The following is a 21,936-nucleotide window of genomic DNA, read 5'->3' as shown; positions in this document are numbered from 1 at the left end:
AGAGATATTAATTGCCTGAGACATGAAGTGATTCAATACGTGTCTCAGGCATTAAGGCATAAACCGATAGCCAATACCCGTTTCAGTCAATAAATGTTTTGGTCTGGTTGGATCGGTTTCTAATTTTTGTCGTAAATGCCCCATATAAATCCGTAAATAATGGTTGTGTTCAACATAATTAGGGCCCCAAACTTGGTTGAGTAATTGGCGTTGGGTGAGTACTTTGCCGCTATTCGCCAATAATTCACCTAGTAACCGGAATTCAATCGGGGTTAGATGCAGTTCTTCATCGTTTTTGGTGATTCGGCGGTTAACCAGATCAACAACGACATCAGAAAAATGAATGATCGATTCTTCTTTATTAGTTCTGGCAAAACGGCGTAAGGCAACCCGGACTCTTGCCAATAGTTCACTGATACCAAAAGGTTTACTCAGATAATCATCAGCGCCGGCATCTAGTGCAGCAACCTTATCCGCTTCTTTATCGCGGGCAGAGAGAACAATAACGGGAATTGCGCTCCATTGGCGCAGATCACGGATCAAGTTAATACCGTCACCGTCCGGCAAGCCCAAATCAAGAATAATTAAGTCAGGCTTGCGGGTTCCCGCTTCAATTAGGCCCCATTTCAGCGTATCACTGTCAAATACGCGATAGCCTTTACCTTCCAACGCTAGTCGAACAAAGCGTCGGATCTCTTTTTCATCTTCAATAATCAAAATGGTGTTATTGTTGGTAATAATCACATCTCCTCAGTAATAATTTCAGGTGGTTTCTCTAACGGTAGAACAAAGTGAAAACTTGCTCCACCTTTTTCGTTATTGGTTGCCCAAATCTTTCCTTGGTGGATTTCAATAATTGCTCGGCAAATTGCTAATCCAAGGCCCACTCCTGGAATAGCAGACTCTTTACGAGTGCGGGAGAATTTATCGAAAATTAATTGTTCTTGTTCCGGCGGAATGCCTTTACCTGCATCCCAAACTTCAATATGAATTTGATTTTTTTCTGTTGTTGCTTTAATACCTAGTGGTATTTGCTCATCGGTATATTTGATTGCATTTTCCAACAGGTTGATAAATACCCGCTCCAGTAAACTGGCATCACAATGCAATAGTAAATCGGATGGCAGGGAAACTGCGACGGGATGACGGTTGAGTGCATATTCCAGCGAACGTAAGGTACTGCCGACGATCTCTTCCAGCGATTGCCATTCCAGATTGAGCTGAATGCCTCCCGATTGGATACGCGCCATGTCCAGTAAATTATTAACCAGACGGGAAGTGCTGAGAATTTGTTGACGAATCTGATTCACCTGTTTGGTATGTGGAGAGCCTTCGGCTGATAAATCCAACATCAGGATTTCCGCTTGTCCGAATAGGACGGTCAGCGGTGTGCGTAAATCGTGAGACAGGGCCGCCAGAAGCGAGTTACGTAACTGTTCTCGTTCTGTATCCAATTTAGCGGATTCTGCCCGGCGTGAGAGTTGCAATCTTTCCAGTGCATTGGCGATCAGGCCGGTAAATGTTTGCAGCAATCGCTGTTGTTCAGGGATCAGTAATTGGCGCAAATAGGATGGCTCAATAGCTAATACAGCCAGTGTCTGAGAAGGTGTAGCGATAGGCTGTAGTTGGTAAGGTACGCTAGGTAAGGTATCTGTTCCCGCTCCAGCCGGCAGATTTTTATCAAAACTCCATTTTGCAATGGCATCATCAATCAACATATGACCGCCATTATTGGTCGTGAGTTGACATAAATTACCATCCTCGTTGGGTAAAAAGAGGCCGGTTTTAGCCTGAAAACCATTGGCAAGGAAATGGTAGCTGGTACGGGCAATATCTTCTTCATTCAGCGCCCGGCTCAGTTCACGGGTCATTTCATAGAGATTGCGGGTTCGTTGTTCGCGGTAACGGGCAATTCGCGCCTGATATCTCATGCCCGCAGTGAGGTTTCCGACAACGACACCGACTATTAGCATGACAGTAAAGGTCAGCAGGTACTGCATATCGGTAACAGCAAGAGACCAATGAGGCTGTACAAAGAAGATATCGAAACTGATGACATTAATAAAAGCGGCAAATATTGATGGTTGGCGTCCGTAAAATAGCGCAATGATAACGACGCCAAGCAGATAAAGCGTGACAAGATTGGCTTTATCAAGGGTCAGCAAGAATGTTCGGGAGAACAGGGTAATAAGTGTACAGAGCGCAATAGCGATCAGGCAGCCCTGAATCTGTACCCGCCATTTTTCACTGACAGAGCGGTTGTCCTGTTCTTTATCCCATCGGCTGCGCTCTTCTAATGCGACAATCACTAGATCTAAGTCAGGTCCTAGTTTTCCCAGTCGGTCAGCAAAACCTGGGCGCCATTGCCAGCCAAACAGCTTCTGTTTGGAGGTACAGCGACGGCCTATCAGAATTTTGCCGAGGTTATGTTCTCTGGCATAACGTAATACCGCTTTTTCTTTGTTTGAATCGGAAAGTGTCGCAGTTTCAGCCCCCAATTCATGCGCTAATCTGAGTGCTTTTAAGATAGTGCGCCGTTTACCTTCGGGTAGTTGGTACAGTTTTGGGGTTTCAACGTAAATTGCATGCCAGATACAGCCTAATCGGGCTGCGAGGCGAGCGGCAGTGCGGATGAGCTTTTCATTGCCTGAGCTATTACCAATGCAGAGTAGAAGATTATCACGGGTATGCCAGACCGGTTCATGCCCTTGTGTGTCGCGGAAAGCACGCATTTGATCATCCACGCGATCAGCCGTCCGGCGCAAAGCGAGCTCTCGTAATGCAATTAAATTACCTTTGCGGAAAAAATGTTCAATGGCGCGTTCTGCCTGGCTAGGGATATAGACCTTACCTTCATGGAGCCGCTGGCGCAGATCATCTGGGGGCAGATCAACTAAGACAATTTCATTCGCCTGATCAAAGATATGATCAGGGACGGTTTCCCTGACCCGGATACCAGTAATATCCCCCACAACATCATTGAGGCTTTCTAGATGCTGAACGTTGATGGTAGTCAGTACATCTATGCCAGCTTCAAGTAATTCTTCAACGTCCTGCCAGCGTTTGGGATGACGGTTGGTGTGAGGATTACTGAATGCCAACTCATCCATCAAGATGATGGCTGGGTGGCGGGCAATGGCGGCATCAAGATCAAAGATGCTGATTCTGCGCCGTCGATATTGGATCTGTTTCAGGGGCAATTGTGGCAGACCATCAAGTAAAGCGGCGGTGTCTTGCCGCTCATGGGTTTCTACCACGCCGATAACCACATCCAGCCCTTGAGCACGCAATCTTTGCGCTTCCTGCAACATAGCATAGGTTTTTCCCACGCCAGCGCAGGCACCGAAAAATATTTTTAATTTACCGCGCTGTTTCTCATTAACCAGTGTCAGTAATTCATCCGGGTCAGGGCGCTGTGGTTCGTGTTGATCCATGTTCAGCCTTACTGTTTTTTCTTGTGCAAATTATCAAGGGCAAGATTAAGTTTTAACACATTAATCACTGGCTCACCGAGGAATTCCGATGGTGGTGGCTCAATATTATCCCTGATTAATCGCTTTATCACTTTAATCGGTAAATGGCGTGCATCAGCGACTCTCTGTGCTTGAAAGTCAGCGGCGGCGGGTGAGATGTGAGGATCAAGGCCGCTAGCGGATGCGGTGACCAAATCAACTGGCACAGGAATGTCTGGTTGGCGGTTAAATTGCCGCAGTTGCTCAACTCTGCGTTTGATTTCATCATCCAATATCGGGTTGGAAGCCGCTAAATTGCTGCCACCAGAGGACAGAGTGTTATAGGGATAATCTACGGTAGCAGAAGGGCGCCCCTGAAAATAGATCGCTTTAGTGAAGGGTTGACCAATCAGCTCAGAGCCAACGGCTTGACCATTTTGTTTTACCATGGAGCCTTGTGCTTGATAAGGAAACAGCAGCTCTGACAAGCCTGTCGCCAGCAATGGATAAGCTACGCCGGTAATCAATGTCAGGAATATCACCAACACAACAGAAGAACGTAACCAAATCATTTTCATCACCTTTATTTAAGTATCAGCAAAGTCAGCAACATATCTATCAGTTTGATGCCGATGAAAGGCGCTATCAGACCACCTAAACCATAAATCCACAGGTTGCGGCGTAAAAGTGACAATGCATTCATTGGGCGGTAGCTCACGCCTTTTAGAGCCAATGGGATCAGGAAAACAATAATCAGTGCATTAAAGATAACTGTCGATAAAACCGCCGAAGTAGGCGAGTGCAGATGCATGATATTTAAGACATTTAATTGTGGGTAGGTGACGGCAAACGCCGCCGGGATAATGGCAAAATATTTTGCGATATCATTGGCGATACTGAATGTGGTCAGAGAGCCCCGTGTCATCAACATCTGTTTACCAATATGGACAACTTCAATCAGTTTGGTTGGGTTGGAATCCAGATCCACCATATTGCCTGCTTCCTTGGCTGCCTGAGTGCCTGAATTCATAGCAACGGCAACATCGGCTTGAGCAAGAGCAGGGGCATCATTAGTGCCATCACCTGTCATGGCGACCAGACGCCCTTCGGATTGATATTGGCGGATCAGGGCTAGTTTGGCTTCGGGGGTAGCTTCCGCCAGAAAATCATCTACTCCGGCTTCTGCGGCAATCGCAGCCGCAGTCAGACGGTTATCGCCGGTAATCATAACGGTCTTGATTCCCATACGGCGCATCTCACTAAATCGCTCTTTAATACCGCCTTTTACGATGTCTTTTAGCGCGATAACTCCCAGTACCTGTTGATTTTCGGCGACAACCAGCGGGGTACCTCCTTTACGTGCCACTGTCTGTACCAAAATTTCCACTGCTTCTGGGAATTTTCCGTGATTGACTTCAATATGGCGGCGAATGGCATCGACAGCGCCTTTGCGGATCATGCGGTTTTCCACATTAACACCACTCATTCGAGTCATGGCAGAGAAAGGGACAAAAGTGGCGTTCAGTGAGTGCAAATCACGTTCACGCAGGTTGAATCGCTGTTTTGCCAGAATGACAATGCTGCGGCCTTCTGGTGTTTCATCGGCTAAAGAAGAGAGTTGGGCGGCATCTGCCAACCGCTGTTCTGTTATGCCAGGTACGGGCAGAAATTGAGAGGCTTGGCGATTTCCCAAAGTGATGGTGCCAGTTTTATCCAGTAACAGCACATCCACATCACCCGCTGCTTCAACGGCTCGTCCGCTGGTGGCGATAACATTGGCACCTAGCATGCGGCTCATGCCTGCGACACCAATGGCAGAAAGTAACCCCCCAATCGTGGTAGGAATAAGACAAACTAATAACGCTATCAATACCGTGACAGTGATAGGTTGGCCAGATTGGTTAGTCTCCACGCTGAATATTGAAAATGGCAGTAGAGTGACACACACCAATAGAAAGATGATTGTTAGAGCAGTCAACAAAATAGTCAGTGCAATCTCGTTTGGGGTTTTACGACGTTTAGCCCCTTCCACCATTGAAATCATGCGGTCAAGAAAAGTTTCACCGGGATTAACTGAACATTCGACCACCAGCCAGTCAGATAGCACATGTGTGCCACCTGTTACAGAGGAAAAATCACCGCCAGATTCGCGGATAACGGGGGCAGATTCTCCGGTGATTGCACTTTCGTCAACAGAAGCGCCACCTTCGATAACTTCACCATCGCAAGGGATGGTTTCACCGGCTTCAATAATGACGATATCCCCTTTGCGCAGGCTGTCAGAAGGGACTTTTTCTCTGGAACCATTACGATTGGTTGAAGTGAGTTTAGTTGCCCAACTGGTTTTTCTTACCCCTTTAAGGCTGGCCGCCTGAGCTTTGCTTCTGCCTTCTGCCAGTGCTTCGGCAAAGTTAGCGAATAGCACAGTAAACCACAGCCATAAGGCGATGTTACCGGTGAACAGCGCATTTCCCTTAAATTGACCCGCTAACATGGCAATCCATAACATGGTGGTTAACCCACTGCCTAGATAGACGACAAACATCACTGGGTTACGCCATTGTGCAGCCGGATGACATTTTTTGACTGAATCAATCAGGGCATTACGAATCAAAGCAGGTTCGAATAATGTCTGTTGTTTGTTGGTCATGGTATTCCTCTCTTTGGCGCTTACCGGGACATTAGCCAGATTTGTAAATGTTCAATGACCGGGCCAAGGATCAGAGCCGGAATAAAAGTCAACGCACCAATTAGCATGATGGTCAAAATCAATAGACTGATAAACAGTGGGCCATAGGTGGGCAGTGTACCGTTGCTGGCAGGCTGGCGTTTTTTTACGACTAAAGAACCGGCAATAGCAAGTACTGGCAGGATCAGGCCGAAGCGCCCTAAAAATAGGATGATAGCTAGCAACAAGTTGTAGAACATGCTGTTGGTATTGAGGCCCGCGAAAGCACTACCATTATTGTTGGCAGCGGAGGAGAGGGCATAGAGCACTTCACTGAAACCGTGAGCGCCGGGGTTCAGAATACCGGCACGTCCACTGGCAGTGGATATGGTAAGTGCCGTTCCTAAAAGAGCCAGTGTAGGGGTAACCAAAATCGCCAGTGCCACCATTTTCATCTCGAATACTTCGATTTTTTTACCGAGATATTCAGGCGCACGGCCTATCATTAAACCGGCGATAAAAACGGTCAGCAGAACGAACAGTAACATACCATATAAACCAGAACCCACACCGCCAAACACGACTTCGCCAATTTGTATCAACCACATTGGGATCATGCCGCCAAGCGCAGTGAAAGAATCATGCATAGCATTGACGGTGCCACAGGAAGCGGCGGTGGTTACGACGGCATAAATTGAGGTTGCGAGGATGCCAAAGCGATTCTCTTTACCTTCCATATTGATATTACTGTTGGCACCTAACAGACTGAAATGGGGATTCCCTTTCAGTTCGGCATACATGACTCCTACGGTGGCAATGACAAAGATGATGCTCATTGCCCACAATAGAGTGTGCCCTTGACGGTTATCACCAACTACTTGCCCAAAGGCAAAACAGAGTGCACAAGGGATCAAGAAGATAGACAGTATCTGAGTGAAATTGCTGATAGCAGTTGGATTTTCAAAGGGGTGTGATGAGCTAGCCCCAAAGAATCCACCCCCATTGGTGCCCAATAATTTGATGGCTTCCTGTGAAGCGACGGGGCCCATCGGGATCAATTGTGGTTGGCCTTCAATGGTATGGGCTAATTGATACGGTTCGAAATTCTGAATCACTCCTTGGCTGACAAAAACGAGCGTGATAACCATAGACAGCGGTAACAGCAGATAAAGTGTGATACGTGTGATATCAACCCAGGCGTTTCCTACGGTTTTGACGCCATGACGGGAAAATGCGCGTATCAGCGCAAATGCTACTGCAATACCGGTCGCCGCAGAAAGAAAGTTCTGCACGGTTAGACCTGTCATTTGGCTAAAGTAACTTAGTGTGTTTTCTCCACTGTATGCCTGCCAATCAGTATTGGTGATAAAGCTGATGGCTGTATTCAGCGCCAAGTCCCATTTGAGTCCTGGGAAATGTTCAGGATTAAGGGGAAGAGCTTGTTGTGTGATTAAAAGCGTGAATAGCAGTAATAGTCCAGTTAGATTAAAAATAGTAATAGCTAATGCATATTGCCACCAGTTCATTTCTTTGACTGTGCCGCCAGGTTTTTGTAAGCCACAGCAACGCCAAAGGCCAGATTCTGCTTTAGTCAGCCCGCGAAGAATATTACCGTCGATCATGTTGGCGATAACGTTTCCGAGTGGTTTTGCCAGCATCAGTAGAATCAGTAAAAAACTGGTGATCAATAAAAAAGCGGATGCGGCCATTTAAAAATCCTCCGCATGGAGTAACGCATAAATCAGATAAACCAGTAACAGGGCTACTAATAACGCGCCGGAAATGAAGAATATGCTCACTGCTTATCTCCTGAAAACTTGGATAGTAAAGATTAGGTAAGGAGATGCAAAGATGCTGATAAAAGAGTGAATGAATGTGTAAAAAAAGTGTAAAAATGATAATAAGTGAGGGTAAGAAGAACCGCCGTCAAAGGTTACTCGGTTTAGTATTACTGTCGTATTTCCTTTTTTCAGCAGAAGATACTTTTATAGAAAAGTTTAATACTATGGTAAAAGATCTATACCCAATAGATTTCAAGTTGCAGCGCGGCGGCAAGTGAACGCATCCCCAGGAGCATAGATAACTATGTGACTGGGGTAAGTGAAAGCAGCCAACAAAGCAGCAATTTGAAGGATGAAGGGTATAAACACTCTTAAGGCATTGAGTTCCTTTCTCATTGACTTTTCTTACTCTGAAATCTTTCAGTTGATAATTAATTGGATTTTGTTGCCTGAATTGTTAGAGGTATTAGATAATTTTAAATTAATAAATAATCCTGTGCATCAATATTCTGATTATTCATATAATATTGATAATTCGCTAAAGTAATCACAATATTAAAACTTGGTGTATAATATTCGTATTTTACTAATTGTAACGGCTCGTATTGGAAAATACCCGAACTTAAATTGATTGCGATTTTTATGCCATGGATACACCATGTACTAAATCAAAGTATCTAATCTAGGGAGTGGATATTAGAGAAAGAAGGCTGATACCACTTATTTATACCCTATGGATTTCAAGATGCATCGCGACGGCAAGGGAGCGAGTCCCCGGGAGCATAGATAACTATGTGACCGGGGTGAGTGAGTGCAGCCAACAAAGAGGCAACTTGAAAGATAACGGGTATATATAGAGTCTGTGTGTAGTTCTGTATAATTGCCGCCACGATTAAAAATGGTTGTTCAGATGCTTAGCCAGTTCGGCTGTGAGTGCTTTAAGTTTCTTTTCGCTCATAATTTACCTGCCTACGTTGTTGGAAGGAATATATAAATACTAGATAATTGCACAATTTAAATTACAGTTTCATAATAGAGGGTGATATAGAGATAATAATTTTACCATTATAGTTTGTCATAATTTTTATAGCTTAAGCTTGATGTCTAATTATTTTCGTTCATCCAATTATCCCCTCATTTACTCACAATAGTACGACTCCGCTATTGTTCATTCTCCTCTTTGGTGGGGACGGATTTCACTGGCTCATTTCATACGAAAAATGGAGGATAGCCTGACAGATTCTGAAGAACTCCGTCACGAGATCCACAGGAGGTTTAACGTGGTGGAGACATAGCGACATTGGCTGAAGGAAGATCTCTTAGGATGTGATTATGTTCATATAGCCTCTTATGGGATATTAAGAACATTCATTGAAATATTCCACAAAAAGTTAGTGGTTATTACGGATGCTTGGTTATAAGCAAGATAAAAAATTGATATATAAATCACATTTTCAAACTTCATGGAACCGGTTACATGAACATCAAACTTATCTCACATTTCATCTAAAATGAATTCGTTACTCTATTGTAACAAACAATTTGAAATGGGAGTTTGAACTGTATGATTAAGAACAATCTTAATCTGGGACCACTCATACTGTTGTTTAGCCGCAGCAGCCGGAGCGGTTGTTTCAGGCGCGTATTTCGGTGATAAAATTTCACCGTTATCTGACTCAACTAACTTCGCTGCCATTGTTGCCGATACTGATCTTTACAGTCATGTTCAACATTTGATGTATACCACTATTCCCAGCTTTATTTTGGCCGCTATTGTTTATTTTATTGCGGGTCATACAAGCTTAACAGGTAATGTGGCAACACCTGAAAAAGTCACAGAAATCGTGCAATCTCTTGAAAGCCTGTATCAATTCAATTTATTGCTTATTTTGCCACCGATACTGGTTTTGTGGGGCGCAATAACAAAACGTCCGGTGATACCCGTCATGCTTGCTGCCTGTGTATTAGCTATTGTGCTTGGAATAGGTCTACAGGGGCTCACCCTGAAGCAGGGCCTTAATGCGTTGATAGATGGTTTCAATCTCTCAATGTTCTCTGACCAGGGACATAACATCACCGGAGTCGTTAACGATGTTTCCCGTCTGCTCAATCGGGGTGGCATGTTCTCGATGATGAGTACTATCCTGCTTGCATTTTGTGCATTCGCATTTGCCGGTGCTTTAGCACTCACTGGTGCTTTGACCATCATCATTAACCGGCTTCTACTAGTTGTTCGCACAACCGGGCAACTTATTGCTGCAACCTTGGCAACAACTATTCTGGTAACGGGCGCAACCTGCAACGGAAAGTTGGCTCTCCTCATCCCGGCGGAGCTGTTCAAAGGGGCTTATCGTCGCATGGGACTGGATAATAAAAATCTGTCACGAACAATAGAAGATGGCTGTACTGTCATAGAGCCGTTGATCCCCTGGACTGCTGCTGGTATTTACATGGCGACTACATTGGGTGTCAGTACGCTTGAGCTACTGCCCTGGGCTATCCAGTGCTATGCTGCCGTCTTCTTGGCTCTCATTTATGGCTTTACTGGTTTCGGTATCGCAAAAATCACGCCGGAAAACTCCCTGAATAAAAAGGAAATCCAAAGTGAAATTGCCTGATTTCAACCGGATAATCGATCGCCACAATACAAGCTCTGTTAAGTGGGATTTTTTAAATCGTCACTTGCACTTAAATAAGACTGACCTGCTGCCAATGTGGGTGTCTGATTTCGATTTTCAATGCCCGGAAGAGGTCTTACAAACACTCTATTCCCGAATTGACCACGGTATTTTTGGTTATAGCGAACGCGACGATTGCTATTACCAGGCGGCAATAGACTGGTTTTCAAGGCGCCATAAACTGACCTTGTACCGCGATTGGTTTACGTCGATAGAAGGCGTCATACCCGGATTAGCGTTATTGATACAAATGCTCAGTAAACCGGGGGAAGGTGTCATTGTACAAGGGCCGTACTATGCTTCATTCGCCAAAATTATTACTATGAATGGCAGGATGATGATTGAAAATCCGCTTCTTGAAAGTCTGAAAGGTTATAAAATTGATTATAATCATCTGGAACAGATGTTGGAGCGACACAGACCGCCTCTGCTATTGTTATGTAATCCACATAACCCTACTGGTAGGTGTTGGAATAGTGACGAACTACTCCAAATATTGATACTCTGCAAAAGATACGGTACGACGGTAATTTCCGACGAAATTTGGGCTGATTTAATTTTGCCTTGGGGAAAATTCACCTCAATACTGCATCTGGGGAGTGAATGGCATGGCAATGTCATTGCCGCTACCTCGACAAGTAAGGCATTTGGGCTTTCATCACTCCGTATATCAAACTTTCTCATTCCAGATCCCGAACTTCGACGTGCCTTTATCGATCGGTTGAATGCGCATGGGCTGGATGTCTTCAACGCGCTATCTATGGCTGCGGCAACAGCAGCATACCAGTATGGGGATGCTTGGCTTGATGAGCTACAATATTACCTGGCGGAAAATCGTTGCTGGTTCGAGCAAGCTTTAACGTCTGCCACTCCTTGGTGCCGAATGACAAAAGCGGAAGGTACATATCTGGCTTGGCTGGATTGTCGCAATTTAGGTCTGGATGATGACACTTTACAACGGGCCTTACTACAAAAAGCCAAAATAGTTGTTTCAATGGGATTGAGTTTTGGCAATCAGGGGAAAGGGTTTATTAGGATAAACTTGGGTTGTCCTCGTGCCTATCTTGAAAAGGCAATCGGCGGTTTAATTCAATTGGCGTTATAAAATAAGAAAGTATCCACGAAATTAGTAGAAATATTAGCACGATAACAAAGCAGGGCGTTAGTAGCCCTGTTTTAATTCGATGATCATACCTGAGGCTTTCCACAAGAAAAGTTTTAGGTATTTAATCTCTTCTCATTAACTTTTTTCGAGAAGTTTATTTTAATTCATTTAGAATATCTGCTTGGCCATATTTCGAAAGGCTCGCGATTCAAAGCAGTAGCAATGAGCTGTTCACCTTTAGGCCACGGACGATGCAAAGCATTTGATAAAGTGGATGATGCAAGCCCTGCTTCTCTTGAAACAGCAGATAACGTTGTTCCCCGTTTTTTTAGTCCCGCAATAATATCCGCTGGGTGCCAGTCGTCTTTTACAATCATTCCTTTCTTTTCTCCTCAGTTTGGTTATTCAAGGTGCTATATTCATACTCTTGCATATTAATATTTTTATGTTGTTACAGCTTTTTCCCTGAGTCCGCACTGGCGCGGAATGCTAAAAATAGCTGTACTAAGACATTAAACCCTGCCAAGTACAGCCAAATATTCTCCGAATAGGAAAATGTTATGTCTAACGACAAAAAAGTTTATAAATGAACTCTAATTGTTCATTTATGAACTTTTAATGTTCAAAAATATTCTTTTTTGATACTAAAATGTTCAGAAAGTTTAGTTATTTTTGGGAATGCTGGAAGCGGATGAAATACTTTAACGAACGTCTTAAGGAAGCTCTTCAGTTACGAGGAATGACACCCATAAAGTTAGCCGATAAAATCGGCGTGCAAGGGGGTTATATTTCGAAACTTCTTTCGGGGAAAATCAACAATACCAATTACATAGACGCAATCAGTGAATGTCTCAATGTCAATGTTACGTGGCTTAAAAGTGGAGATGGGCTGCCTGTCGTAGGTACTGAGACACATTATGTCGATATTCCACTTTAACAGATTGCGATGTTATGTGCGTACAATTTCAACTGGTGAAGTAAATCACTTTCAATAAAAAACAATATTTTTTCTTATATTATTTTGTATTAATAATACCATAATAAAATTAATAAACATGCAATCTTTGGCTGGATGATCGTTATACTATATGCTTAAGTTATTTTATGTATAATCAGAAAACACTTCATTCAGATAATGACTAAATAATAATTAAGGAGTTACTATGTCAAATATAAGAAACAAACCCAATCATATTACGCCACAATTAACGCTGATGTGGGATAAAAGCGATGAACCTTGGGGTGCCAGAGATCGCGAGTCAAGATTTATTTATGCTAACCCTGCTTTTTATCAACGGCTCAACCTTCCTGAAGATTTTAATATTATAGGGCTATCTATGGGTGAATTACCTTCGTCTATTGCCGAATATGCAGAAGAATTCCATCGTCAGGACCAAAAAGCCATTCAAACTATGCAACGCGTCACTTCACTGGAGACACATCAGTTGGGGGGGGGCATAACATTAAACAAACTTATATTTATGATAAATTTCCACTTTGTGATGAGAATAATGATTGCATTGGGATCTTCTTTCATATGTATAAACCCTATGGATTTCAAGATGCATCGCGACGGCAAGGGAGTGAATCCCCGGGAGCATAGATAACTATGTGACCGGGGTGAGCGAGTGCAGCCAACAAAGAGGCAACTTGAAAGATGACGGGTATAAACCTCAAAACTTTTCTACTGCTTACTATTATGAAAAAACCTCTCCGGCAACGCTGGAATTCATCCCTCCCAATGACACACTAACGCAACTTGAATGGGAGGTTCTCTTTCTAACCTTGCGTTCATGGGATGAGGAGAAAATCAGTGAAGAATTGATGATAAGCTCCGAAGATGTGGTTAATCATATTCAATCAATTTACCAAAAATTCAATTTGCCCTTACATGCAGAATTAAAGGATTTCTGTAAAGAAAATAAACTTGATCTCTATGTTCCTGAAAGGTTTGTCACTGTTGGTAACAAAGAATTATAAACGCATTATTAACTGAAAAGTAGGATTCAATTATGAAAAAAATTAATAATATAGATATCTCACTTCAGATCATTAATACAATGCAGCAAAGTAATGAACCCTGGGGGATCAAAGATAAAAATTCATGCTTTATTTATGGCAATCTGGCACTTAAACATCTTGAAAATCTTCCAGATTCATTTAATTATGAAGGACGGTATGATTATGAGCTTCCTTGGGATGGCGCTGAGTTTGCAAAAGAATTCGTTCTTCATGATCAAAGTGTAATGAAGAGCGAAACAACAGTATGTTCGCTTGAAACACATATGTATGGAAACAATAAATTCTTATCATCTTATATTTGTGAAAAATACCCACTATGTAATGATGAAAACGAATGTGTCGGAGTCATTTTCCACGGATGGGAAGCTCAGGATTTCTCATTAACCCGTCTATTTTATGGAAAACTCCCGGCATCTATTATATTTCAACCATCTACTCATTTATTTACCCAACGGGAATGGGATGTCATTTTTCTCTCTTTACATAAATATACCAGTAAACAAATTGGCAGAATATTGAACATTTCTTATCGTACTGTTGAACACTATACGGCACAAATATACAGAAAGGTTGGTGTTAGATCTGCTCAGCAATTGGAGGAATACTGTCGCTTTAACAACTATGATCTTTATGTACCAAAAAAATTTTTACGCTCTGAAAGCAGCATTTTGTTTTGAGTCTCAACGACAGGAAGTGGCCGAACTGAGTTATCGTTATATACCGTATTTATCGGAAAAAGCGGGCATGACTTATTGCGCAACGACCTCATTTACTGCCTATTTTAAGGAAAAAACGGCAGTTTATTTAACGTTGAAAAGCTATCTATGATAATAATGAGATATAAAAATTTGACATATATCTCATAATAAAACAAAACTGTTTAGGTATTTTTTCGCTCAAATATTAATCCATTAATAATAGTGTGTTTTTTGAATTATTTTTAACGACTTTATAGTGTTTAATCATTCGTGTCGCCCAACAGGGCGAAAATCATTGCCTCGGTGATAAAGGCATTAACCGGCTGATATTGTTATCCGTAGACATTTTTTTCAATTAGGATTATCTATTGAGTCTAATTCATTTCCTGAGCAAATGAGCAAAGTGAAACCGATGATGATAGGAATAGGATCAAGGATTGTGAAAAGATTGACTCTTATTATTATTAATAACATTCTTACCGATCGTTAATAAAATGTTCATAATTTGTTTGTAATATTACATCTTTACTCTATTTTGTGTAATAAAATTACATAAAATAGAAAATATAGCGATAATAACGGCTTAAAAGTGGTCGGATAAGTGGTAAATTTTCATTTCTTGCGATAAAATTTTAAACAATTTACAGATTGATTATTTTTAAGATTCTGCGGAAAAGTGGGATCATTTTAAAGGAGGGCTAATATGTCTTCATATCGTGAGTATCCTTGGTATCAGGTTCTCTTACGTCGTATTGGCGTTGTCACTTTCGGTATCCTGTCGTTTCCGGTTATGTTGTTTCGTCGTGATCGCGTCCGTTTTTACAGTTATTTGTATCGTGTATGGGTAAAAACCAGCGATAAGCCCGTATGGTTAAAACAGTCAGAGCAGGTTATGGCAGTCAGAAGTAGCTGACAACTGACAATTGGTGGCAGGTAACGGTATATTATTGCAATACAATCAATACACAGGACGAATATGATGCGTAATATTGAGCTGGAAAATGTGATTAACCGAGAACTGAAAATTGATGAGTTTCAGGATTATGCCCCCAATGGTTTACAAGTTGAAGGGCGTGCTCATATTCAGCGGGTTGTTACGGGTGTTACTGCTTGTCAGGCTTTATTGGATGAAGCGGTTCGTCATCAGGCTGATGCCATTATTGTTCATCATGGCTATTTTTGGAAAAATGAGCCAGCAGTGATCCGTGGTATGAAACGTAATCGCCTGAAAACTCTGCTCTGTAATGATATCAATTTATATGGTTATCATCTGCCCCTTGATGCTCATCCATCACTGGGAAATAACGCGCAATTGGCCCGCCTGATTAATGCGAAAGTTGTCGGGTTGATTGAGCCATTCGTGCCGCATGGGGAATTTGAACAGCCGATAACGCCGGTGGAGTTGGCTGCACGTATCGAACAGGCGCTGGGTCGCCAAGCGTTTTATTTGGGCGATAACGCACCGGCAGAGATTCGTAAGCTTGCTTGGTGTACCGGCGGTGGTCAGAGTTTTATTCAGGCAGTGGCCGAATTCGGTGTTGATGCTTTTATTACCGGTGAAGTGTCAGAGCAGACGGTTCATATCGCCCGCGAAATGGGATTGCATTTTTATGCTGCGGGTCATCATGCCACCGAGCGTTATGGTGTTAAGGCGTTGGGAGAGTGGCTGGCTGGTCATTATGGTCTGGATGTCACTTTTATCGATATTCCAAACCCGGTTTAATCACGTTTTCTTAAAACGGAACTCAACAACCACCGACTAAGGTCGGTGGAAGAATATCAACAAAGATGAACTTGATATGACAAAGGGCACTGAGGATATTCATTTTTTGCCTGTTATTGTTGGTAGTAAGCGTGCTGGATTATTTCAAACAATATTGGGGGCTGCGCTCATTGGGGCTGTGATGTTGCTGGGGTTGCGCATTTAGAGGTACATTATATGTGTAAATTGCCAGTCTGGTATTTCGAAAAAGTCTTGGAGGTTTCTATGTTTTGCGAAGAAAAAGTAGCTCAAATGGCTGCCTAACTGCTGCATAAGTGCGGCGGACGCATGGCATATCTGAAACTTATGAAGTTGCTTTATCTGGCAGATAGAGTATCTATGAATGACTACGGCTACTCTATCACTGGTGATCGAATGGTATCTATGCCTAAAGGGCCAGTTTTATCGCAAACCTTAAATTTAATTACTGGAGATTACGCCAGTGATGAATTTGGATGGGGGGCGTGGATTAAAAGTGAAAAGAATTATGAAATTTCACTCAAACGGAAAAAAGATGTAACAAGGGATGATTTTGAATCTCTTTCTGATGCTGAATTAGGGGTTCTGGATGCCATTTGGGAACAGTTCGGTCATATGAATTGCGGTAATGCCGGGTGGGATTTTAAAGAAAGGAAGTTTACTTATCCCATCCGGGTATACAGATCACTTATATATTATCTGCTGTGATCCAGTTTTTTACCCTAAAAAACTAAGACATGTTTTCTGGCTGTAAATATTAGCTCTTTAAAACCGGACATACTGTATGATCGAACATGTATATTGAATTGTGGCGATCATCCTTTTATTAGAAATTCGAGATTTCTATAAAAAATATTGTAACCCGAATTCTGGATAAAAAGTTGAAGAAGAGCCTGTTCCTAGAGCAAAGTTTTGGTGAACGCCAAAAACCGTTCCGGGGAGGAACAGGCAATGAACAAGTTAGTTTAAATTTTCTGCGGTATCGATGATTTCTGCCAAAAATTTATGCCTCATTTGGCATCAACAGTTAATTAAAAACGGATGACTCAAATATCACCGGCAGGGCTTCCCTCTTCCAATTAAATAAAGCCCTAACTATTAAGTTAGAGCTCTTATCGTAATTGGATTTTATTATTATTTTTTAAGCTGGCTGTCAAAATCACGTTTTGTGTAGCCGGTATAGAGTTGACGTGGGCGAGCGATTTTCACGCCAGCATCATGCATTTCATTCCAGTGAGCGATCCAGCCGATAGTACGGGCAATGGCGAAAATAACAGTGAACATAGTGGATGGAATACCCATTGCTTTCAGGATAATGCCTGAGTAGAAATCCACGTTCGGATACAGTTTCTTCTCAATAAAATAGGGGTCGTGTAGAGCAATACGTTCAAGCTCCATAGCAACTTCCAGCAGGCTATCATTCAGGCCAAGTTCATCTAGCACTTCATGGCAGGTTTCACGCATGACGGTTGCACGAGGATCATAGTTTTTGTAAACACGATGACCAAATCCCATCAGACGGAAAGCATCATTCTTATCTTTGGCACGTTTAATAAATTCCGGAATATGTTCAACCGACTGAATTTCTTCCAGCATACGCAGACAAGCTTCGTTTGCACCGCCATGAGCAGGCCCCCAAAGAGAAGCGATACCTGCGGCAATACAGGCAAATGGGTTGGCACCGGAAGAACCCGCGGTTCGTACTGTTGAGGTAGACGCGTTTTGTTCATGGTCCGCATGTAGAATAAAGATGCGATCCATAGCACGTTCCAGTACTGGGTTCACTTTATATTCTTCACATGGCGTAGCGAACATCATGTTTAGAAAATTGCCTGCATAGGAGAGATCATTGCGTGGATAAACGAATGGCTGACCAATAGAGTATTTGTAGCACATGGCGGCCACTGTCGGCATTTTTGACAGCAGGCGGTATGCGGTAATGTCACGGTGACGTGGATTGTTCACGTCCAGAGCATCATGATAGAAAGCAGCTAGAGCGCCAGTAACGCCACACAGTACGGCCATAGGATGCGAATCACGGCGGAAACCATTGAACAGGCGATGGATCTGTTCGTGAATCATGGTGTGGCGGGTAATGGTTTTTTTGAATTTATCAAACTGTTCTTGTGTTGGTGTTTCACCATACAGCAGGATATAGCAGACTTCCAGATAAGTGGATTTTGTCGCTAGCTGGTCGATAGGGAAACCACGGTGCAGCAATACACCTTCGTTACCATCAATGTAAGTGATCTTGGATTCGCAAGATGCTGTGGAAGTAAAACCAGGATCGTAGGTATAGAAACCTTGGGAGCCGAGAGTACGAACGTCGATGACTTTAGACCCAAGGGTCGGTGTTAGCACGTCCAATTCAATAGCAACTGAACCATCTGGGGTTAGAGTTGCTTTGTTATCTGCCATTACAGTCTCCTTAGCGCTTTCATTTTTATAACTTTTAACAACCACGGCGGAAAGACACCGTATAGAATTTATCTTAATCAGGCTATTTTATCGACCATTCTTTGTCATCAAGAACGGGCTTGGACGGTGCTCTGACAAAAGCGGTCACTTTTGAATGCACTTTGGTGTGGCCCGCGCCGGTGAGCGATTTGTGAGTGAATCGTCTCTTACAGACTGTGCGCATACTCCGGTTGCTGTGCAATCTGTGTTCCCAATTTATTGACAAAAATGACCTACACCCATGATGCCTGGTGGAATTGGTTCTTATACTGTGTCCCCTGACACTGTACTACCGGGGAAAAGCTGAAATCAGGCCAATATCACATTTAAGGCTGAAATCTCACCCCGGACGACAATGGTTTTTAGGTTGTTAGCGAATTTTTGAGAGTTATGTTTTATGCATTGACTACAAAAATGATTATGATTCGTGTGGACTACACAGTTACATAACTTTAGCTTTTCTTGAGGTCTTTCCTCTTATCAAAAATCAATCTCAAAAGTGTTTTCAACCATATATGTAAGATAAATGTTTAAAGTTTGTCAAACAAGATAATTAATTTTGTGCAATATGTTTGAATCGTGATCTTAATCACTGTTCAGTGGAAATGTAGCTAATCATATTGTGTTGTAATTGTAATAATAATGTGAAGCACATATACTTCCGCCAGGTCTCCGGATTACCCTGCTGTAGGAGCACCCAGCGTAACTAAATCACAACATTTTTTAACATGAAGGATCTATCGTTTGATTAAATGTTGTGTCTTTGTATCCTCTTATCGCTGTCTGATTTCCGCCCAGGTCCGGAGGAAGGAAAATAATAAAAGAGCTGTGTGGGCAAAATTGTGAAAAAACAAAGACCTGTCAACCTTGATTTGCAGACGATACACTTTCCAGTCTCTGCAATAACCTCGATCTTGCACCGTGTCTCCGGCGTCATTACTTTCGTAGCAGTAGGAATTCTCCTCTGGTTGTTAGGAATGTCTCTCTCCTCGCAAGAAGGGTTTCAGCAAGCCGCCGATATTATGACGGGATTTTTCGCTAAGTTTATTGTGTGGGGCATTCTGACCGCACTGGCTTACCATATCTGTGGTGGTGTCCGTCATATGCTGATGGATTTCGGCTACTTGGAAGAAAACTTAGCGGTCGGTAGTCTCTCTGCCAAAGTGGCAATCGGGATTGCTGTTATTCTGTCGATTCTGGCTGGAGTACTGGTATGGTAAGTAACGCATCTGCATTGGGTCGCACGGGTATCCATGATTGGCTATTATTGCGCGCGTCCGCAATGATTATTGTTTTATATGTTCTTTATATGCTGGGCTTTGTCGTCACAACGCCGGATATCACTTATGAAGTTTGGCGGGGTTTCTTCGCCTCATCCATCACTAAAGTCTTCACTGTGTTGGCACTGTTTTCCATTCTGGCTCACGCTTGGATTGGTATGTGGCAAGTACTAACTGACTATGTAAAGCCGTTGGCACTGCGTTTAATGCTGCAATTGGCGATTATTGTTGCACTGATGGCTTACTTGATTTATGGAACAATTGTGGTGTGGGGGGTATAGATGAAGCTGCCAGTAAGAGAGTTTGATGCAGTCGTTATTGGTGCGGGTGGCGCTGGCATGCGCGCTGCACTACAAATTTCACAAATGGGATTATCTTGTGCTTTGATTTCCAAAGTATTCCCAACCCGTTCTCATACTGTATCTGCGCAGGGGGGGATCACCGTTGCGTTGGGTAATTCCCATGACGATAACTGGGAATGGCACATGTATGACACGGTGAAAGGCTCCGACTATATCGGTGATCAGGATGCGATTGAGTACATGTGTAAGACCGGGCCCGAGGCAATTCTGGAACTGGAACACATGGGGTTGCCATTTTCGCGTTTGGATGACGGTCGTATTTATCAACGTCCATTCGGTGGCCAGTCAAAAAACTTTGGTGGTGAACAGGCTGCACGTACCGCTGCTGCGGCAGACCGTACCGGGCATGCCCTGTTGCATACGTTGTATCAGCAAAACTTAAAAAATCACACCACTATTTTTTCTGAATGGTATTCGTTGGATCTGGTTAAAAATCAGGATGGCACTATTGTTGGTTGTACTGCTGTCTGTATTGAAACTGGTGAAGTGGTTTATTTCAAAGCGAAGGCAACTATTCTGGCAACGGGGGGGGCAGGTCGTATTTATCAATCAACAACTAACGCCCACATTAATACTGGTGATGGTGTCGGTATGGCATTGCGTGCGGGTGTACCTGTACAGGATATGGAAATGTGGCAATTCCACCCAACCGGTATTGCCGGGGCAGGTGTTCTGGTAACAGAAGGCTGCCGTGGTGAAGGTGGTTATTTGCTGAATAAAGATGGCGAGCGCTTTATGGAGCGTTACGCGCCAAATGCTAAAGATCTGGCTGGTCGTGATGTAGTAGCACGTTCCATTATGATCGAAATCCGCGAAGGCCGTGGTTGTGATGGTCCTTGGGGGCCGCATGCCAAGCTGAAACTGGATCATTTAGGCAAAGAGGTGCTGGAATCTCGTCTGCCGGGCATTCTTGAGTTATCCCGTACTTTCGCCCACGTTGATCCAGTAAAAGAACCTATTCCGGTGATTCCAACTTGCCACTATATGATGGGAGGAATCCCCACTAAAGTGACTGGTCAGGCACTGACTATTAACGAGAAAGGCGAAGATGTGGTTATTCCGGGCCTGTTTGCTGTCGGTGAAATTGCCTGTGTATCGGTTCATGGCGCAAACCGTTTGGGGGGTAACTCGCTGTTGGACTTAGTGGTGTTTGGCCGTTCTGCTGGTTTGCACCTGAAAGAATCGTTGATGGAGCAGGGGACTAGCCGTGAAGCCAGCGAATCGGATATTGAAATATCCTTGCAACGTCTGAACCGTTGGAATAGTACCCGTACGGGTGAAGATCCGGTTAAAATTCGTAAAGATTTGCAAGCGTGTATGCAGAACAACTTCTCGGTATTCCGTGAAGGTGATGCAATGGCGAAAGGGCTGGAAGAACTTAAAGTTATCCGTGAACGCCTGAAGAGTGCGCGTTTGGACGATACTTCCTTAGAGTTCAATACTCAGAGAATTGAGTGTCTGGAGCTTGATAACCTGATGGAAACAGCACTTTCCACTGCTGTTGCTGCTAATTTCCGCACTGAGAGCCGCGGTGCTCACAGCCGTTTCGACTATCCGGATCGTGATGATGCGAACTGGTTATGCCATACTCTCTATCTGCCGCAAACTGAGACCATGACTCGTCGTGATGTCAACATGCAGCCAAAACTGCGTGAAGCATTTCCGCCGAAAGCGCGTACTTACTAATGAGTT

At 43.3% G+C, this 21,936-nt stretch carries 17 protein-coding genes and 3 pseudogenes; 12 read left to right on the top strand and 8 right to left on the bottom strand.

Annotated elements, in window-relative coordinates; genetic code table 11:
- Nucleotides 1-51 precede the first annotated feature (51 nt).
- The 6 genes from kdpE to kdpF are packed head-to-tail and all read right to left on the bottom strand — an operon-like array spanning nucleotide 52 to nucleotide 7,919.
- The gene (gene kdpE / locus LG003_RS11885; RefSeq protein ID WP_192880967.1) at nucleotides 52-744 is read right to left on the bottom strand and encodes a two-component system response regulator KdpE; all 693 of its coding nucleotides are present in this window, start codon (nucleotides 742-744) and stop codon (nucleotides 52-54) included.
- Nucleotides 741-3,434 (bottom strand): two-component system sensor histidine kinase KdpD, encoded by a 2,694-nt coding sequence (kdpD, locus tag LG003_RS11880; protein ID WP_112876210.1) that lies wholly within the window; start codon nucleotides 3,432-3,434, stop codon nucleotides 741-743. The genes kdpE and kdpD overlap by 4 nt, the downstream gene beginning before the upstream one ends.
- Before the next feature lie 8 nt (nucleotides 3,435-3,442).
- The gene (gene kdpC, locus LG003_RS11875; RefSeq protein WP_262980807.1) at nucleotides 3,443-4,024 is read right to left on the bottom strand and encodes a potassium-transporting ATPase subunit KdpC; all 582 of its coding nucleotides are present in this window, start codon (nucleotides 4,022-4,024) and stop codon (nucleotides 3,443-3,445) included.
- A gap of 11 nt (nucleotides 4,025-4,035) precedes the next feature.
- A complete protein-coding gene (kdpB, locus tag LG003_RS11870; protein WP_262980806.1) occupies nucleotides 4,036-6,102 on the bottom strand; it encodes a potassium-transporting ATPase subunit KdpB in 2,067 nt (688 codons plus the stop codon).
- A 20-nt stretch (nucleotides 6,103-6,122) separates the two neighbouring features.
- Entirely contained in the window at nucleotides 6,123-7,829 is a 1,707-nt protein-coding gene (gene kdpA / locus LG003_RS11865) for a potassium-transporting ATPase subunit KdpA (RefSeq protein ID WP_262980805.1), read from the bottom strand.
- Nucleotides 7,830-7,919, bottom strand: coding sequence for a K(+)-transporting ATPase subunit F (kdpF, locus tag LG003_RS11860; protein WP_041379999.1), 90 nt, complete (start codon nucleotides 7,917-7,919; stop codon nucleotides 7,830-7,832).
- Between the two features lie 1,589 nt (nucleotides 7,920-9,508).
- On the opposite strand from kdpF, the pseudogene LG003_RS11855 reads away from it, so the two are divergent.
- Nucleotides 9,509-10,519: pseudogene (locus LG003_RS11855) on the top strand (Na+/H+ antiporter NhaC family protein); the annotation flags it as partial.
- Nucleotides 10,506-11,684, top strand: a complete 1,179-nt coding sequence (locus LG003_RS11850) for a MalY/PatB family protein (protein ID WP_262980804.1) — start codon at nucleotides 10,506-10,508, stop codon at nucleotides 11,682-11,684. The pseudogene LG003_RS11855 and the gene LG003_RS11850, both read left to right, overlap by 14 nt.
- 164 nt (nucleotides 11,685-11,848) lie before the next feature.
- Here LG003_RS11850 and LG003_RS11845 read toward each other — a convergent pair whose 3' ends face one another.
- Nucleotides 11,849-12,061 carry a helix-turn-helix domain-containing protein gene (locus LG003_RS11845; RefSeq protein WP_112895182.1) on the bottom strand — a complete coding sequence of 71 codons (213 nt, stop codon included), beginning with the start codon at nucleotides 12,059-12,061 and terminating at the stop codon, nucleotides 11,849-11,851.
- A 272-nt stretch (nucleotides 12,062-12,333) separates the two neighbouring features.
- Here LG003_RS11845 and LG003_RS23450 point away from each other — a divergent pair, with 272 nt between their 5' ends.
- The 7 genes and pseudogenes from LG003_RS23450 (at nucleotide 12,334) to LG003_RS11810 (ending at nucleotide 16,853) form a co-directional block, all read left to right on the top strand.
- Entirely contained in the window at nucleotides 12,334-12,621 is a 288-nt protein-coding gene (locus LG003_RS23450; RefSeq protein ID WP_390894132.1) for a helix-turn-helix domain-containing protein, read from the top strand.
- A gap of 226 nt (nucleotides 12,622-12,847) precedes the next feature.
- Nucleotides 12,848-13,664 (top strand): annotated as a pseudogene (locus LG003_RS23445) (helix-turn-helix transcriptional regulator).
- Between the two features lie 32 nt (nucleotides 13,665-13,696).
- Complete coding sequence (locus LG003_RS11830; RefSeq protein ID WP_262980803.1) at nucleotides 13,697-14,383, top strand: helix-turn-helix transcriptional regulator; 687 nt, start codon at nucleotides 13,697-13,699, stop codon at nucleotides 14,381-14,383.
- A gap of 724 nt (nucleotides 14,384-15,107) precedes the next feature.
- Nucleotides 15,108-15,317 carry a YbfA family protein gene (locus tag LG003_RS11825; protein ID WP_112876201.1) on the top strand — a complete coding sequence of 70 codons (210 nt, stop codon included), beginning with the start codon at nucleotides 15,108-15,110 and terminating at the stop codon, nucleotides 15,315-15,317.
- Between the two features lie 66 nt (nucleotides 15,318-15,383).
- Complete coding sequence (locus LG003_RS11820) at nucleotides 15,384-16,127, top strand: type 2 GTP cyclohydrolase I (RefSeq protein ID WP_112876200.1); 744 nt, start codon at nucleotides 15,384-15,386, stop codon at nucleotides 16,125-16,127.
- A 55-nt stretch (nucleotides 16,128-16,182) separates the two neighbouring features.
- Nucleotides 16,183-16,302, top strand: a pseudogene (locus LG003_RS11815) (tail assembly protein); the annotation flags it as partial.
- Nucleotides 16,303-16,454: 152 nt separating this feature from the next.
- Complete coding sequence (locus tag LG003_RS11810) at nucleotides 16,455-16,853, top strand: Panacea domain-containing protein (protein WP_112876199.1); 399 nt, start codon at nucleotides 16,455-16,457, stop codon at nucleotides 16,851-16,853.
- Between the two features lie 426 nt (nucleotides 16,854-17,279).
- On the opposite strand, the gene LG003_RS11805 is transcribed toward LG003_RS11810, so the two are convergent.
- Complete coding sequence (locus LG003_RS11805) at nucleotides 17,280-18,563, bottom strand: citrate synthase (RefSeq protein ID WP_262980802.1); 1,284 nt, start codon at nucleotides 18,561-18,563, stop codon at nucleotides 17,280-17,282.
- 869 nt (nucleotides 18,564-19,432) lie between these two features.
- Between LG003_RS11805 and sdhC the strand changes: the two genes are divergently transcribed.
- From sdhC to sdhA, 3 genes are read left to right on the top strand one after another with little or no spacing between them, the layout of a single operon-like run.
- On the top strand, nucleotides 19,433-19,822 hold the full coding sequence (gene sdhC, locus LG003_RS11800) for a succinate dehydrogenase cytochrome b556 subunit (protein ID WP_112876197.1): 390 nt from the start codon (nucleotides 19,433-19,435) through the stop codon (nucleotides 19,820-19,822).
- Nucleotides 19,816-20,163 carry a succinate dehydrogenase membrane anchor subunit gene (gene sdhD / locus LG003_RS11795; RefSeq protein WP_112876196.1) on the top strand — a complete coding sequence of 116 codons (348 nt, stop codon included), beginning with the start codon at nucleotides 19,816-19,818 and terminating at the stop codon, nucleotides 20,161-20,163. The genes sdhC and sdhD overlap by 7 nt, the downstream gene beginning before the upstream one ends.
- A complete protein-coding gene (gene sdhA / locus LG003_RS11790; protein WP_112895771.1) occupies nucleotides 20,164-21,930 on the top strand; it encodes a succinate dehydrogenase flavoprotein subunit in 1,767 nt (588 codons plus the stop codon).
- Nucleotides 21,931-21,936: the final 6 nt, after the last annotated feature.

Origin of the sequence: Photorhabdus kleinii (genome assembly GCF_025384885.1) — a bacterium.
GTDB lineage: Bacteria > Pseudomonadota > Gammaproteobacteria > Enterobacterales > Enterobacteriaceae > Photorhabdus > Photorhabdus kayaii.
The sequence above is the reverse complement of the archived record's forward strand: the minus strand, read 5'-3'. Positions and strand labels throughout refer to the sequence as shown.